At 40.4% G+C, this 13,561-nt stretch carries 18 protein-coding genes; 6 read left to right on the top strand and 12 right to left on the bottom strand.

The annotated features are described in order from the left end of the window. Nucleotides 1–39: 39 nt before the first annotated feature. From P4V41_RS10500 to P4V41_RS10490, 3 genes are read right to left on the bottom strand one after another with little or no spacing between them, the layout of a single operon-like run. Nucleotides 40–753: an ABC transporter ATP-binding protein gene (locus P4V41_RS10500; protein WP_328084804.1), complete on the bottom strand. Its 714-nt coding sequence runs from the start codon at nucleotides 751–753 to the stop codon at nucleotides 40–42. Then, entirely contained in the window at nucleotides 750–1,913 is a 1,164-nt protein-coding gene (locus P4V41_RS10495) for an ABC transporter permease (RefSeq protein ID WP_328084803.1), read from the bottom strand. The genes P4V41_RS10500 and P4V41_RS10495 overlap by 4 nt, the downstream gene beginning before the upstream one ends. Next, nucleotides 1,883–3,112, bottom strand: coding sequence for an ABC transporter permease (locus P4V41_RS10490; RefSeq protein ID WP_328084802.1), 1,230 nt, complete (start codon nucleotides 3,110–3,112; stop codon nucleotides 1,883–1,885). Before P4V41_RS10490 ends, P4V41_RS10495 begins: the two co-directional genes overlap by 31 nt. Before the next feature lie 84 nt (nucleotides 3,113–3,196). Between P4V41_RS10490 and P4V41_RS10485 the strand changes: the two genes are divergently transcribed. Beyond that, nucleotides 3,197–3,373: a hypothetical protein gene (locus P4V41_RS10485; RefSeq protein ID WP_328084801.1), complete on the top strand. Its 177-nt coding sequence runs from the start codon at nucleotides 3,197–3,199 to the stop codon at nucleotides 3,371–3,373. Between the two features lie 58 nt (nucleotides 3,374–3,431). Here P4V41_RS10485 and P4V41_RS10480 read toward each other — a convergent pair whose 3' ends face one another. Both P4V41_RS10480 and P4V41_RS10475 read right to left on the bottom strand, forming a co-directional pair. Continuing rightward, entirely contained in the window at nucleotides 3,432–5,057 is a 1,626-nt protein-coding gene (locus P4V41_RS10480; RefSeq protein ID WP_328084800.1) for a DUF6583 family protein, read from the bottom strand. A 195-nt stretch (nucleotides 5,058–5,252) separates the two neighbouring features. After that, complete coding sequence (locus P4V41_RS10475; protein WP_328084798.1) at nucleotides 5,253–5,753, bottom strand: sigma-70 family RNA polymerase sigma factor; 501 nt, start codon at nucleotides 5,751–5,753, stop codon at nucleotides 5,253–5,255. 564 nt (nucleotides 5,754–6,317) lie between these two features. On the opposite strand from P4V41_RS10475, the gene P4V41_RS10470 reads away from it, so the two are divergent. Continuing rightward, on the top strand, nucleotides 6,318–6,536 hold the full coding sequence (locus P4V41_RS10470) for a DUF1659 domain-containing protein (protein ID WP_137791022.1): 219 nt from the start codon (nucleotides 6,318–6,320) through the stop codon (nucleotides 6,534–6,536). A gap of 42 nt (nucleotides 6,537–6,578) precedes the next feature. Then, nucleotides 6,579–6,797, top strand: coding sequence for a DUF2922 domain-containing protein (locus P4V41_RS10465; protein WP_328084795.1), 219 nt, complete (start codon nucleotides 6,579–6,581; stop codon nucleotides 6,795–6,797). A gap of 109 nt (nucleotides 6,798–6,906) precedes the next feature. Here P4V41_RS10465 and P4V41_RS10460 read toward each other — a convergent pair whose 3' ends face one another. Genes P4V41_RS10460 through P4V41_RS10440 form a run of 5 tightly spaced genes read right to left on the bottom strand, consistent with a single transcriptional unit; the run spans nucleotide 6,907 to nucleotide 10,875 of the window. Further along, nucleotides 6,907–7,308, bottom strand: coding sequence for a MaoC family dehydratase (locus tag P4V41_RS10460; protein ID WP_328084794.1), 402 nt, complete (start codon nucleotides 7,306–7,308; stop codon nucleotides 6,907–6,909). Nucleotides 7,309–7,310: 2 nt separating this feature from the next. Next, nucleotides 7,311–7,688, bottom strand: coding sequence for a MaoC family dehydratase (locus tag P4V41_RS10455; protein ID WP_328084793.1), 378 nt, complete (start codon nucleotides 7,686–7,688; stop codon nucleotides 7,311–7,313). Beyond that, complete coding sequence (locus P4V41_RS10450; protein ID WP_328084792.1) at nucleotides 7,685–8,791, bottom strand: acetyl-CoA C-acyltransferase; 1,107 nt, start codon at nucleotides 8,789–8,791, stop codon at nucleotides 7,685–7,687. Before P4V41_RS10450 ends, P4V41_RS10455 begins: the two co-directional genes overlap by 4 nt. Beyond that, nucleotides 8,788–10,260, bottom strand: a complete 1,473-nt coding sequence (locus P4V41_RS10445; protein ID WP_328084791.1) for an AMP-binding protein — start codon at nucleotides 10,258–10,260, stop codon at nucleotides 8,788–8,790. Before P4V41_RS10445 ends, P4V41_RS10450 begins: the two co-directional genes overlap by 4 nt. A gap of 42 nt (nucleotides 10,261–10,302) precedes the next feature. Further along, nucleotides 10,303–10,875, bottom strand: a complete 573-nt coding sequence (locus P4V41_RS10440) for a biotin transporter BioY (RefSeq protein WP_328084790.1) — start codon at nucleotides 10,873–10,875, stop codon at nucleotides 10,303–10,305. 185 nt (nucleotides 10,876–11,060) lie between these two features. On the opposite strand from P4V41_RS10440, the gene P4V41_RS10435 reads away from it, so the two are divergent. After that, nucleotides 11,061–11,240 (top strand): DUF2187 domain-containing protein, encoded by a 180-nt coding sequence (locus P4V41_RS10435; protein WP_066398675.1) that lies wholly within the window; start codon nucleotides 11,061–11,063, stop codon nucleotides 11,238–11,240. Nucleotides 11,241–11,324: 84 nt separating this feature from the next. Here P4V41_RS10435 and P4V41_RS10430 read toward each other — a convergent pair whose 3' ends face one another. Then, entirely contained in the window at nucleotides 11,325–11,939 is a 615-nt protein-coding gene (locus P4V41_RS10430; protein WP_328084789.1) for a hypothetical protein, read from the bottom strand. Between the two features lie 164 nt (nucleotides 11,940–12,103). Between P4V41_RS10430 and P4V41_RS10425 the strand changes: the two genes are divergently transcribed. After that, nucleotides 12,104–12,244 (top strand): YpzI family protein, encoded by a 141-nt coding sequence (locus P4V41_RS10425; RefSeq protein ID WP_082861516.1) that lies wholly within the window; start codon nucleotides 12,104–12,106, stop codon nucleotides 12,242–12,244. Between the two features lie 277 nt (nucleotides 12,245–12,521). Here the strand turns inward: P4V41_RS10425 and P4V41_RS10420 are convergent, their stop codons facing one another. After that, nucleotides 12,522–13,019, bottom strand: coding sequence for a DUF1648 domain-containing protein (locus P4V41_RS10420; RefSeq protein WP_328084788.1), 498 nt, complete (start codon nucleotides 13,017–13,019; stop codon nucleotides 12,522–12,524). 127 nt (nucleotides 13,020–13,146) lie between these two features. Between P4V41_RS10420 and P4V41_RS10415 the strand changes: the two genes are divergently transcribed. Further along, complete coding sequence (locus tag P4V41_RS10415; protein WP_328084786.1) at nucleotides 13,147–13,518, top strand: VOC family protein; 372 nt, start codon at nucleotides 13,147–13,149, stop codon at nucleotides 13,516–13,518. The last annotated feature ends 43 nt before the right edge of the window (nucleotides 13,519–13,561 follow it).

Below are 13,561 nucleotides of genomic sequence, written 5' to 3'. Positions count from 1 at the left end.
ATTCAGGATAAAAAAAGAAGCCTGCTTTCAAAACAGACTTCATCCTACAATATCTCCAAGCGTTTCCGCAAAGTTTTCAGATTGCGCGACCGAACCGAACTGTCGCACTTTTTGCTTTGATCCGTAAAAGAGTAGCTCTCCTTCTTTTAAAATTAAAAAAGAAGTACATAGTGTTTCGAGTTCTTGCGCGTCATGACTGGAATACAGGATTGTCTTTCCTTCTCTACCCAGTTGGCGCAAATCGTTTACGATCTCTTGTTTTGCGGAAATATCGATTCCGACTGTCGGTTCATCCAAAATTAACAAATCCGGGTCATGAAGCATCGCGATCAAGATGTTCAGCTTTCTCTGGTTACCACCGGACAGATGCTTTACTTTTTTATCAAGGTGTTCAGCAAGTCGCCATTCCTCGCAGCGCTGCATCCATCTTTCTTCCGATGATTCCTTCGCTAATTTAGCAAAAAATCTTAAATTTTCACGTGTTGTTAACTCATGATACACAGCGATTTCTTGCGGTACGTAACCGATTTTCTGCCGAATCTTCTTTTGCTCTTTTTTCACATCGAGCCCGTCGATTTGAACAGTCCCGCGAGATCCTTTCATAAGGGTTGCAAGGATCTTCAGGAGCGTTGATTTACCTGCACCGTTCGGGCCAACAACGCCGACGGTTTCTCCTCTTTCAATAAAGAAGTTCATTTCTTTTAGTACTTCTTTTCTACCAAACTTCTTTTTCAGATTTTCTGCTGCAATCAAGCGTTGTCACCTGCCTTTATGGTTGAAAGTACGTATAGAACGATGCTTATTCCCACAAATACAAGGGGAATCATAAGCGTTTCTTGGTTTAACGATGACACGATCCAATATTGCGGTGTCCATTCTGCAGCACGTTGTAAAAAGCTTGATAACTCATCGCTCGGGAAAAAAGTTCCACTTAAGAGCGATGTGCAAAGGACGACGAAGAGTGTGATGGCTTGCCATGTTCGGTTGCTATGCACGAAATATGCAAACAGAAGAGATAGAGCGTTTAGAAATAAGACGTAGCCGATCAAACCGAAAATCGTAGCTACGTTCAACGTTAATTCATTTCGCCACCAGCCATAACTAAATAATAAACCAAGCAATGTTAGCTGCAAAAGCAAAACACCTAGAGCATTTCCAAACCAATACACAGAAAATCGGCCGGCGGAATAAGGTACTCTGGACCGCATGCCAGAATCACGGTCTTTTATTGGCCAGCTGTTATATAAAAAACTGAACAACATGAGTAGCACGAGCATTCCTGGAACATAGACCGAAGCGGCACCACCAGTATCTTTTACCGATGATTCTCTCGTTACCCCAACTTTGTAGTCAACGGTCATGAGAGGCTTCGGCTCCCAATGCTTATCGCTATAGGCCCAAGCATCTTTCCAGACCCGAGCTTGCTCCTCAGCATCTAGCTTCTCACTTTTTCCATATGTTTTTAACACCGTGTTCGCGCCGTACGAATTACTCGATAGCCGCTTCACTTCACTTGCAAAAATCTCACGCACTAATCCATGAGAAATCGAACCTGACGAGAGCCACATCGTAACAAGCTCATCTTCATCATTTTTCTGTATGCTACCCATAAACCCTTCAGGTATAAAGAAACCGATGGCGGCTTTTTGTGTTTCGATCTGATTGCGCGCATCCTCTTCGTTATGAACACTTACCGAGACCGCTGGATTTTTACTCACTCTATCTATGACCATTTTCGAGTATTCCGTTTCGTCCTCGTCCACGATTACAACGGGAATCTTGGTCACATCACTTGTTTTTTCAATAGACATGTCTAAAAAGCCTAGCACAAGAACCGGAACGATGAGCCCCAGCCAGCTCCACGGACTTTGAAGCAGTAATTTTATACGTGTAACGGCAATTGTCCAGACCATGGCAACCTCTTCTTTATTGTAATAAGTAGCAAACTCACTACCCAAATAATGATTGAAAAACTAAGCAACTGTAGGACGAACATCCAGGTTTCGTTACCCACAAATAGCGAATCTATTAGTCCGCTGTGAGCCTGATGCACGATATTTAGCAAACTTACGCTCCGCAACTTTTCGCGAAGATATGATAGCGGCAGAAGACTTCCGCTTGTAGCAACAAGCCCCACAGCTAGGATGATTCCCGCTCCCCATTTAGCTCCGTTACGTACAAAAAGTTCCTGACATAGCGAGAAAAGAGAGGCGATACCTAAGCAATATGCTAAAACCATTAATGTCGCTGTGATACTCCACATTTTTGTTAGAACATAAAATAGGGAAATCAGTATAGTACTTTGGATGACGAGCAGTAGGAAAACGGAAATAACATTGCTAAAAAAGAATACGCCAGACCTTATACCTTGTAGCGTTAATCTTTCGCGCAGTGCTGTTTGCTCACTTCTTGCGGTTAGACTCATGCCAAACAATCCACCGACGAGTAACAGGATCAGCAAACCCGATAAGCTGTAATACTCGAGTATCGTAATACCACCGAATGCACTTAGCGTTTCCGTTTCGTAGATCTTATTTCGGTTCAATGCTTGGAGCGTAAAGTCTGTGATGACCGTGTCGCGGTATGCCCGAAATTCTTTAGAACTTAAGTCCATTTTTCGCAAATAATGAAAAGCTGCGTTCGCTCCACTTTGTGCAGAAGAAATTAGATTGGCGTTTGATACCATCACTTGCTGAAGGAGTTTTGCTTGAAAAGGTCGTTCAGGGTTTCCAATGACGGTTACGGGAATATTTTTGCCGCCACGAATTCCTTTAGTAAATCCATCCGGTACGATCACCATACCTGCAATCTCGTTACTCGCCAGCTTTTCACTTGCTGACTCTGCATCTGTTTTTTCAAAGGTTAATACGTTCTTTAGTTCTTCTGAATTCTCATACTGCTTCATAAGCAATTTGGTTTCAAAAGTATTATCTTCATCTACGATCGCTACGGCAAAAGGCTCTACCCACTGCTTTTCTTCAAGAAGTGGTTTTAGCCCGAGATACGTAATCCCAAGTAAAAGTATGGGAAACAGCATCATAGCAATCAGAGGAAAAGGCTGCTTTAGCCAGCATTTTACCGTTAGATGGGCAATGAGTAGCGTTTGCCTCATAGTGTCGTTCCTTTCGCTTAAAATTTGATGAAGGTTCGGGGCTAAAACGGCTCAGAACCTATACCCGTAGGGGCATTTAACTGGTTGAATCCAGAAATTTTGGCTGTTAATCCAGAAGTTTTAGCTATTTATCCACGAGTTTTGGCTGTTTATCCAGAAGTTTTAGCACTTTATCCAAAAGTTTCAGCCTTTTATCCACGAGTCTGCAAACCTCGACAAATCTCGCTTGACTCAATTCCTTCATATACCCTACTAGGTTAGAAAAAAAGGACAAAGATCAACTTTGTTTTAAGTTATCTCTGTCCTTCTTATTATCATTCTATTGGAACATTTGAGCGTTTTCACCGATAAATTGCTCGATGTTGCGTTGAATGTCTGACATCATTGTCATCATTTCAGCGTCACTCATCTCAGCAACGTTTACTGCTTTTCCTTCTGAAAGCTCAGGGAATTTCAGTTTATCGCCGAACGTTGTTTTTGTTTTGATGTTCAATCCAACGTTGATATCGCCCATTGTAGCGTCGTTACCTTTTAGTGTTACTTTGTAATCGTGGTTTGCAAAGTCTTTATCAAGGTTTTGGTCACCCTTGTGCTCGATCTCAAGCGTCATGTCTGGAATTTCCATTGCCCCATCGCCTGCAGGAACAAGATTAGCCGTCCATTTTGACTTCTTATCTGTACCTTCACCTTTAATTTGGAACCCGATACCTTCTGTTGTACCGTTTTCAGTCATTTCGAACTTCGCTTTAATGTCGCGTTTCTTGCCATCTTTTCCTTTTGGTTCGCTTTCCATCTTCACATCTACAAGCAATGTTTCGCCTTCAGGACCTGCGTTAAGAACCCAAGAAGAGTTTGTTACGTCGCCCTTCGTCCAGCTCTCAGACTTGTAGTCCATCGGAACCGCTTCTTCACCGTTCGCACCGATCTTCATCGTCACGTTACGGCTTACTACTTTATCATCGCCATCGATGATAACTACTTGCTTCATTCCACCAGGGATCTCTAAGTCCTCATTGATTGCTTTTTTCGCATCAGCTAGAACTTTCTTAAGTTCTTTCTTCGCATCTGCCTTGCTCATGTTACCCGTTGGTGCCATCATGCCAGTTTGAAGTCCGCCTTGCAATGCTGATTGTTCAGCGATCGCATCTAGGATCTCATCATCTTTTTCGATTTTTTCAACAAAGTTTACAAGCATTGCTTTTGTTTCTTTTTCAGAAAGAGAAACCGTTAACTCGCGAAGCTTCTCTCCTTTAAAATCAACATCGTCTTTAAGTTTTACGTTTTCATCTTTCACGCTGTCTGCGTAAACTTTTGCAAACTCTTCGAACGCTTCATCGCGAGCGTCTTCACTTAGGTCGCCATCAACTGCTTTAAAGAAGTTTTCAAGCTTTTCCATACCTTGATATGCTGGATCAAACTTACGCATCACGTCACCGAACTGACTGTTTTCGAAGTAAACGTTCTTATCGTAAGCTGCAGGTACATTTACAGCAGTTTGTTTGTTGTTTTGATAAAATTCAGCATTCACTAAGTCTGAATCGTTCATTCTTAAAGCCATCCCAACAGATCCTTCTTCTTTCTTAGGATCATGCTGTGTTGTTACTTTAAACTCACTGTTTTGTACAATAGAGCCGATCATTGCAGCTTCCATTCCACCTGCTCCAAACATTGCCGGGTCAACGTCTACCCCAACGCTTGCTTCAGACTTATACGCTTCTTCCATCTGCTTTTCAGAAAGTGCTAACGCATCTCCAAAGCTGTCTTCAAAAGATTCGTTCAGTGCTTTAAATGTGTTCATCTCGGATTTTAAATACAATTCACGCGGAGATAGATCAACGAACATCGCATAAGCAGTTGCTCCGATTGCAAGCACTGCGATAATAGCTAGCCCAATGATCAACGGTCGTTTCTTGTTTCCAGTACTCTGATTAACTTGTGTTTCCATCGTTTGGTTGTCCCCCTCTTAATAAATATATAAGCTTAGTCCTATCAACTTATTACACTGTTATTCTAAAAAAATAGCAGCTTATATCTCTATTGTCTATTATGGGTAAAAAAGGAATTTTTTCGCCCACAGTTTTCTACTATACCCTAATTTTAAAATTATATCCATCAAATCACATAGTAAGAAAGTTTGATTTTATTGGGTATTTAAAACTGTACGTAGTTTTTTTATTGCAGCCTTTCTCCATGACTTTACTGCATATAAAGTGACCCCAAACGTTTTTGCAATCTCGGCTTCCGAATTCATATGAAAGACACGATGCACGACCCACCGCTGCTGATTTTCTGTTAAGTGCATTAAATAGAGGTTTAATGTTTCGTCTTCCAAAAATGGAATGTGGTCTTGATGCGAAAGGTGTTGAAACGTTAACGATTCATGAGGGTCATGGGTAACCTCCGCCTCCTGCCTCTTCAGTTCGTTTCGCAACTCTTGTAAAATTCGTCCGCGTACATGGATGAAGGCAAACGAGGAGAACTGCCCTTTATCCGGGTTGTACGTTTCGTAAGCTTTCCAGAGTCCGAGTAAACCAGCTTGATAGTATTGATCGAAATGGTTCGTGAGGTGGTAGCGCTTGATCTGGGATTTGATGAGTGGTTCGAACATTGCAGCAACTTCTTCAAACGGCGTGTTTTTCATGGAAATCGTTCCTTTTGGAATGTGCGCACATTCGGGGAATTCCGCGGTATTTTCACTATAGATTGGAGGAGTTTTGTAAAACAAAGTGCAACTCTTGAAAAGTTGTACGGTAAAAGATGCAAAACGACAAAAGTTGCCTGTTAACTTTTGAAAAGTTATCCACAATGTGTGTGCAAAATTACGGAAATTGATAGATTTTTTGTGTGAAATACTGGATTTTGAAAGATTTGGGTGTTGATTTTGAGTAAAATTCTAAAAATTGTGGATAAGTGCTGCGGAGGACACTTTTGTTTATGCTTCGTCGTTATGAAAGTGGTTGATTTCCGTTTCAGGTTGCTCGCTTTCCGCGGGGCAGGCGGTGAGCCCCTTGCACTTCAACTTCAATGTTGTTAAAACGCTTGAGAGCAACAACTTTAGTTAGAATGCCCCTATCTTTTCTTTAAAGGATTTTCATCCACACAAAGTAGGTTCTGAACAACACTCTAGCCTCTTCAAAAAATTTTTACCTCTATGGCTCCTTTTCACTTTTTTCTGGAACTTATGGTGTGAAAGGAGGTGAGGCACATGGCAACAGCAGCTTTGATTGATTCAGCAATGCGTTTGGAGCTTGATGGTGGTTTGGATGCAGACAACAAGCCGGTGGTGAAGTATAAGAACTTTGCTCATGTTAAGACTTCTTCGACACCTGATCAGCTTTATGCGGTAGCAAACGCGTTATCAGGACTTCAAGTGTATCCGCTTGTGATGATTAAGCGAAACGATTCCTTCGCGATCCACTCTTAAGAAGTAGAGGCGAGGAAAATATAGAAGAAAGGAGGGATTTCAATGGCCAAAGTGCTTGAATTGCAGTTTCTTAACCAAGAGAACAAAACGGTAACCATCCGTCTGGATGCTCCGATCGAACCGGTTGATCCTGCAGCTGTAAATGCAGCAATGGACACGGTAATTGCACAAAACACCTTCACTTCTTCGGGTGGAAACTATACAAGCAAAAAAGGTGCGCGTATTGTGGATCGTGAAGTGAGCGACATCGACCTAGGTTAATTCATAAAATAAGTGACTTTAGCGACCGTAAAGAAACCGTTTTCTAGCCACTTGGTTAGAAAACGGTTTTTTGGATTGTGGATAATGTTGATAATGTGGATAAGTAATGCTATTTATACACATGGAGCACGATTTTACTTTTTGCTACTTGTGGATAAGTTGTGCTTGAAACGTTAATTTCAAACGTTAATGATTCTTTTTCAACAGATGCGATGGTTCCTTTTATACTAATAGTCTCACCGACTAAAACAGGTGCTTTAAATTTCATCTCATATGTTTTAACCCAATAACCTTTTTGTAAGTATGGTTCCACGATATTAGATGCAATCGCCATCGTAAGCATACCGTGTATGATTTTAGCCGGAAATCCCTTTTCTTTTGAAGCACGATCATCAAAATGAATCGGATTAAAATCTCCAGACACTTCCCCATATTTCCTAACCATATCTTCGTTTATTTCTATAAGTAATGGCTCGAGTGCAGCTCCTAATTCAATTGCATGCGATACCATTCTCAATCTGCCTCCTTTAAAAGAGTCGATTTTGCCGAAAAAACCATTTTACCGTGCACGTTTTTGCCAATAAGCTCTTGATGCAAAACGAGAAATTGACGTCTTTTCTCTACTGAAATCAAGGAAACAGTACATTGAAGTGTATCTCCGATCGAGATAGGATATTCGTAATGAAACACTTGATCTTTGTGAATAAACGATTGTTCGTGAAACCATGGCACGTTTATATATTGATAAAAAATCATAGGTAGAGCTGGTGGAACTTGATCTATAGCACTTTTATGAATGCCGGATGCTTCATAGTAAGCTTTAACAAGCGCTTCTGTTATCGTAATGGAAACAGGTAGCATTGTTGTTCCTTCATATTGCTTAATATTCATAAGTGCTCACACCTTTCAAATAGTGTAGCAATTCCGAGTCCACCGCCAATGCCTAACGTGGCTATACCAAACCGGTCTCCTGACGTCATTTCCCTTAGCAGTGAAGTCACGAGAACCGCTCCTGAGGCACCATAAGGATGACCAAATGTAATTGCACCACCGCCTTTGTTCAGCTTGTCCCACGATATGTTAAGTTCTTGAGCGGAAGCAACGACTTGGGATGCAAATGCCTCATTCAGTTCAAATACATCAATATCACTTATAGAAAGGTCCATTCTCTGTAAAAGTTTATTTACAGCAGGAACCGGTCCGATTCCTGGCACATTTGGATCAACACCAGCCGTTACAGCGTCGATAAATTTTAGTTTTGGAGTAAGTTTAAGCTCTTTCGCTTTTTCTTCACTCATGACGAGTACGATAGATGCACCATCGTTTAAACCGCATGAATTTGCGGCAGTAACCGTTCCGTTGTCTTTAAACGCAGGTTTTGCTCGGTTCATCAGTCTTTCAATAACAGAAAGTCGCTTGATGCCTTCATCTATTAAGGGCACATCATTACAGTCAACGAGTTCATTCTTAAAACGACTCTGTTCAATAGAATTTATCGTTCTCCTATAGCTTAGAAGCGAATAGTCATCTTGCATCGCACGTGTTATACCGTATCTTTCAGCAACGTTTTCAGCACCAACACCCATGTCAGGATCCCCTATAGAGTCTGGAGAAAAGCGAGCTCTTCGTGGAAACGTTGATGTACTAACAGATTCCGTGCCACCTGCTAAATAAATGTCTCCTGCACCTGATTGCACTAGCCGACATGCGAGATTTACCGCTTCAAGTCCAGAACCGCATTGACGATCAACGGTAAAACCTGGAACGGTCACTGGAAGACCTGCTGTTAAAGCAGATAAGCGTGCGATGTTCCCACCAGGACCAACTGTATTCCCTAAAATTACATCTGACACCATATCAGGAGAAACGTTGTTTTCTTTTAAAATATTTTGTATAACAGCAGCCGCTAGTTTTTCACCTCCAACATCTTTAAAGTAACCTCCCTTTTTCCCGATCACTGTACGTTTGGCATCGATAATAACAGCTTTTTTCATGAACGGAGAACACCTTTGCTATAAATCTCTTTTACCTTTGATCTTGCAATTTTTCCGCTCGACGTATAAGGAAACTCTTTCGTAAAGATGATATGTTTAGGTACTTTGAAAGTTGAAAGATGCTCTCTGCAAAAACGTTGGATTTCACGAATGCTAAGGTTAGCACCTTCTTTTTGTTTGATTGCTGCTGAAACCTTCTCTCCCCAATACGAATCTGGCAAGCCAAAAACAACGGCTTCCTCAACTTCATCTAATGAATGCAATACATTTTCGATTTCTTCTGGATAAACGTTTTGCCCTCCAGAGATCATCATGTTGTTGCTGCGTCCTATAATGTATAAATCTCCTTCATCATCTAGCTTAGCCAGGTCTCCTACTGTCAGCCAGCCATGGTCGTCCCACACTTCTTTATTCGCATCTGGCTGATTCAGGTAGTATGAAAAAAGCATCTCACTTTTCACAAAAAGAGTACCTATTTCACCTTGTTCCACTTCGTATCCATCCTTTCGAACAGATAGTTCTACATTATGAAAAGGGCGTCCTACCGATAATGGCTTTTGGAAGGCAGTTCGATGATTGATATAGCTTACAAAGCTCAATTCAGATGCACCATAAAACTCAAAAAGCTCTGTTTTAGGAAATAGATTATTTATCTTACTTTTCAGTCCAGGTTCCCATTTGGCTCCTGAAGATATTATTCTTTTTAATCTTGGATTGTCGTTCTGATTATCCATTTCTTTCGTAAGTGCAGCAAGCATAGTAGGAACAGCATATAGAGCTGAAACTTCGTCTGCCTCGATATCTTTTAAAATTTGGGAAGCTGAAAAATGAGGCAACAATTTCACTTTTCCACCTAAATAAATCGTGCTGATCGCCGCATACAAAAATAACGAATGAACAAGCGGTCCTGGTACAAGTACTTCGTCTTTCTCAGCTAGGCCAAAATCTGTCCGACTGCATGCAAAGCTTTTAACCCAAGAACGATGGTTACGTACGAAGCATTTTGGCATACCTGTTGAACCTGAAGTGAACCCCATATAAAACAATGAATCATCTGAAACTCTACTTTTTACTTCTTCACTTGGTTTTAAATCTGTTAAAGAAGAAATTAGAGTTACCTTTCCGTATTTCATTTTTCTCTGCCATTTTTCTGTAGTAATAACCAAATCTGGCTCACATTGTTTCAGCCTTTCTTCCAGCTCCCTTTCTTTCCATTTCAAATCAAGAGGAATACAGATCCATCCTGCAGAAATAGCGCCTAAGAAATATTGTAAAAAATCAATACCATTAGGCACATATAGTGCTACTTTTCCTTGAGTTCCTCTGAACACCTGCTTATGAAAATATGAAGAAATTTTTCTTACATTGTTGTTCAATTCTAGATAGGATATTTTATCTTCACCCATTTGAATCGCCGTATCTTCTGGATGTATAAGTGCATTTTGTTGAATAGTATCCGTTATAAGCACAGAATTCCTCCCTATAGAAAAAGACTGTCCGAAGACAATCTATTAATGGCTGACCGTATGATTTTGATTGAACGCAGTCTGATTTTTAAATAATCTTTGTCTTATTTTAACACCAAGTGTGGCTGCGATAGCAGCTTTTATGAGATCGCCTGGTAAGTAAGCTAATCCTGAAATAGCAGCTGCCTCTAAACTGATATCCATTACAAATGCAACAACGGGAATACCGCAAAGGTAAACAAATACGATACCTGCGACGAAATTATATAAAAAGACCTTCCACACTTGAAGTGGCTGTCTTGCCTTTTCGACCAATAATCCGATTAAGAAAGCTGATAATGGCCAGCTCAGTAGATACCCAGCACTTGGTCCTACAAAAACACCTGCGCCGCCGCGTCCACCTGCTAATCCTGGAACACCGGCTGCAATTACGAGTAAGAAAACAATCATACTTAATCCGCCCAGTCTTGCACCAAGCACAACACCTGCAAGCATTACACCAAGAGTTTGCGCTGTAATGGGAACGGGTGTAAAAGGTAAAACGATTGGAGGCAGGAATCCTAATACAATCATGATTGCTGCGAATAAAGCTACATACGTCATTTCTTTTGTTTTCATAAAAAACACCTCATCATTTATGTTAACTTATATCATTTTTAAGTTAACATTAAAAGCGCTTCAATAGCAATACGTAATTGATTCCGCTATAATACTTAACAAATAGAAGTTTTTAAAAATAAAAGGAAAATTAGTCACAATTATGGTAAAATAGTACAAACAATACTTACGTTGGAGGAAAAGGCATGGAATTTAAAATCGGTGATATTATTGAAACGTTCGACGGCTTAAAAGGAGAAATTACTTCATTGTTGACCAACACCGCTGTTGTGGACTTTTCCGTAACAGAAAACTATTCGGAGCATTTTGAAGATGCGAAGCAAGTTGTACGTTTGAACGATATTAGACAAATCATAAATAGCTAGAGCTTATTATATAGAAACGAATGATTTACATTAGAAAACAGTACCAGCTCTCTGTATCAACACAGAGAGCTGGTTTTTTCGTTTTTATAAGTTTTTACGATTGTTCTGTGAAGTCACTCCTACTGAAACGACGTTTGAATCATTTTCTCTTGTGTAAGTCGTTTCTTCTGCCGATCCAGTGGAATAGTCGTGCAGCTTGTCATTTCCGATCGGGTTCTCTGTTAACTCGGATCCTGCTTCTTTTAATTTTGACCCAATGCTGCCAAGCTCGCCTTTTGTTTCTCTTGCTGTCGACAGCACATCACTGGAGATTTCTTTTAGCGTATTAATGTTTCCAAATACGTCTTTATTGAGACGCTCGTATAGTGCTTGTGCGTCGTTGATCGCATCTTTTAAGGTAGTGCTAGCCGTTTTAAACTGGCTGATCATCTGATCTTTCACTTCGCCAGGATTTTGTTTGACCTCTGTAATCATCTTGCTGGAACTATCCTTTATTCCTACCGCTGTGTTCTTTATTTTTGACCGTGTATTAAAATCAATCAAGGCAAGTGCCCCACCAACGATACCGCCGATTACGATTCCTGTTAAGAGCTTACTTTTTTGTGGATCTGCCACTCGCTCCCTTTGGGCTGTACCGTAAGCATCTTCAGGATACATACCGCTTTCATATGCGTTTGTAGTGTTTACACTTTGTACCATTTTAAGTCCTCCTCCATTAATTTTTTTCGTAGTTAGGGGATTCCCGTTTTTCTAAAAGCTAAACGTTTGGGTAGGCTTTTTTCAGGATATCTTCAACTTGTACATAAAAGTTTTCGTTAGTTCTCATACTAATGAAAATCTAATGTGATTGGAGGGTTTTCACTATGGGAAAAGACAGACAAGAAAAGAAGTTACGTGAGTCTGGCCGCGTTGAATCTGACCGTGACCAAGATCTGAAATATTCTGGTGCTACTAAAATGGAAGGTCCTGATGAAGCGCGTGCACGCAACCATCAAGATCAGTAATGAAAGTGTGAGCTGAGCTGCTTATCAAACGTATAAGCTGCTCTTTTTTATCCGCGTTGTCGGTATGAGTCGAAAATTCGATAAAAAATTTTATCCGTGAAATTAAAATGAATTACCGTGAAATTATGAAGCTTATCCGTGAAATTAATTCCCTTTACCGAATTATGAATGATAACTATCCTTATACGGCACACATACAGCTATTTTGTCCTCTAGGAAAAGACACACTGCATAAAAAAAAAGACTTTACTTCTCCAAATGAAGTTCGTCCTCTTCTTTACTTCCATTTAATTGATCTTACGATGAAAAAGGCGATCGAGCCGGTGATTCCTACGATAAAAATGGGAAGTACCCACACACTTAATCCTTCGCTGACTCCATTGGCCACTTCCGAACAAGCCCAAGTCATATAGACGAAGAAGATTAAGATTTCATTTTTCAATACATTGATCATCATGCGTGCGTTTTTGTATTGTCTTTCTACGTTTTCTTCCGTTAGATTAAAATAATTGTAGATGTGCGGATATTTTTCTAACGCGGTAAGAAGTAACCATGTCACCGCTCCCATCACGATTAAAATCCATAGGTTGCTCTTACTTCCCCAGCCATCTGGTTCTCCGGCTGCATTAAAATGGGTTGGCACAGTGTCCGGTATAGCAGCCCACTCTGAGATCAGGCTTACTGTTCCTATTACCAACAAGGTGATTGATGCGATATCTAAAAAGTTTTCAAACCATGTTCTTTGTATTTTAAGTTTTGGTCGACCTTCATACATATTCTCTTCAACCTCCTCCCTCTATCCTATACGTTTTTTTCCATTGAAAAGTTTCGTAATGAATTCGATTGTAATCGGCGTTAAAGATATCTATAGTTAAATTATCAGATATTTAAAGGAGGATCTTATGAAACTTGGTGCGTTTTCTGTAAGTTTAAGTGTAAAAGATATCCACCGTTCAAAAGCTTTTTATGAAAACTTGGGATTTGAAACGTTAGGTGGCAACATCGAGCATAACTGGTTGATCATGAAGAATGAGGATACGGTTATCGGTCTGTTTCAGGGAATGTTTGAGCAAAACATTCTTACTTTCAACCCTGGATGGAACCAAAATGCAGAAAATCTTGAAAATTTTACTGACGTTCGTGAACTGCAGAAGCAGCTAAAAGAAAGAGGAATTTCGTTATCGACTGAAGCGGATGAGACAAGTGAAGGTCCTGCTAGTCTGACGCTTGAAGATCCAGATGGAAACTTAATTCTGATCGATCAGCATAGATAATACATAAACAACGTCCAGATCGCATTGAACTGCACCCCAATTG

Source organism: Fictibacillus nanhaiensis (genome assembly GCF_036213205.1).
In the GTDB taxonomy this organism is placed as follows: Bacteria; Bacillota; Bacilli; order Bacillales; family Fictibacillaceae; genus Fictibacillus; species Fictibacillus nanhaiensis_E.
This window is presented reverse-complemented; position numbering and strand designations above follow the sequence as displayed.

What these genes read in the sequence shown, in the direction of transcription:
- P4V41_RS10435 (WP_066398675.1), top strand. Translation starts at nt 11,061, where the DNA reads ATGGAATTTAAAATCGGTGATATTATTGAAACGTTCGACGGCTTAAAA.
- P4V41_RS10415 (WP_328084786.1), top strand. Translation starts at nt 13,147, where the DNA reads ATGAAACTTGGTGCGTTTTCTGTAAGTTTAAGTGTAAAAGATATCCAC.
- P4V41_RS10480 (WP_328084800.1), bottom strand. Translation starts at nt 5,057, where the DNA reads ATGGAAACACAAGTTAATCAGAGTACTGGAAACAAGAAACGACCGTTG.
- P4V41_RS10490 (WP_328084802.1), bottom strand. Translation starts at nt 3,112, where the DNA reads ATGAGGCAAACGCTACTCATTGCCCATCTAACGGTAAAATGCTGGCTA.
- P4V41_RS10450 (WP_328084792.1), bottom strand. Translation starts at nt 8,791, where the DNA reads ATGAAAAAAGCTGTTATTATCGATGCCAAACGTACAGTGATCGGGAAA.
- P4V41_RS10460 (WP_328084794.1), bottom strand. Translation starts at nt 7,308, where the DNA reads ATGGTATCGCATGCAATTGAATTAGGAGCTGCACTCGAGCCATTACTT.
- P4V41_RS10430 (WP_328084789.1), bottom strand. Translation starts at nt 11,939, where the DNA reads ATGGTACAAAGTGTAAACACTACAAACGCATATGAAAGCGGTATGTAT.
- P4V41_RS10420 (WP_328084788.1), bottom strand. Translation starts at nt 13,019, where the DNA reads ATGTATGAAGGTCGACCAAAACTTAAAATACAAAGAACATGGTTTGAA.
- P4V41_RS10495 (WP_328084803.1), bottom strand. Translation starts at nt 1,913, where the DNA reads ATGGTCTGGACAATTGCCGTTACACGTATAAAATTACTGCTTCAAAGT.
- P4V41_RS10440 (WP_328084790.1), bottom strand. Translation starts at nt 10,875, where the DNA reads ATGAAAACAAAAGAAATGACGTATGTAGCTTTATTCGCAGCAATCATG.
- P4V41_RS10475 (WP_328084798.1), bottom strand. Translation starts at nt 5,753, where the DNA reads ATGAAAAACACGCCGTTTGAAGAAGTTGCTGCAATGTTCGAACCACTC.
- P4V41_RS10470 (WP_137791022.1), top strand. Translation starts at nt 6,318, where the DNA reads ATGGCAACAGCAGCTTTGATTGATTCAGCAATGCGTTTGGAGCTTGAT.
- P4V41_RS10465 (WP_328084795.1), top strand. Translation starts at nt 6,579, where the DNA reads ATGGCCAAAGTGCTTGAATTGCAGTTTCTTAACCAAGAGAACAAAACG.
- P4V41_RS10425 (WP_082861516.1), top strand. Translation starts at nt 12,104, where the DNA reads ATGGGAAAAGACAGACAAGAAAAGAAGTTACGTGAGTCTGGCCGCGTT.
- P4V41_RS10455 (WP_328084793.1), bottom strand. Translation starts at nt 7,688, where the DNA reads ATGAATATTAAGCAATATGAAGGAACAACAATGCTACCTGTTTCCATT.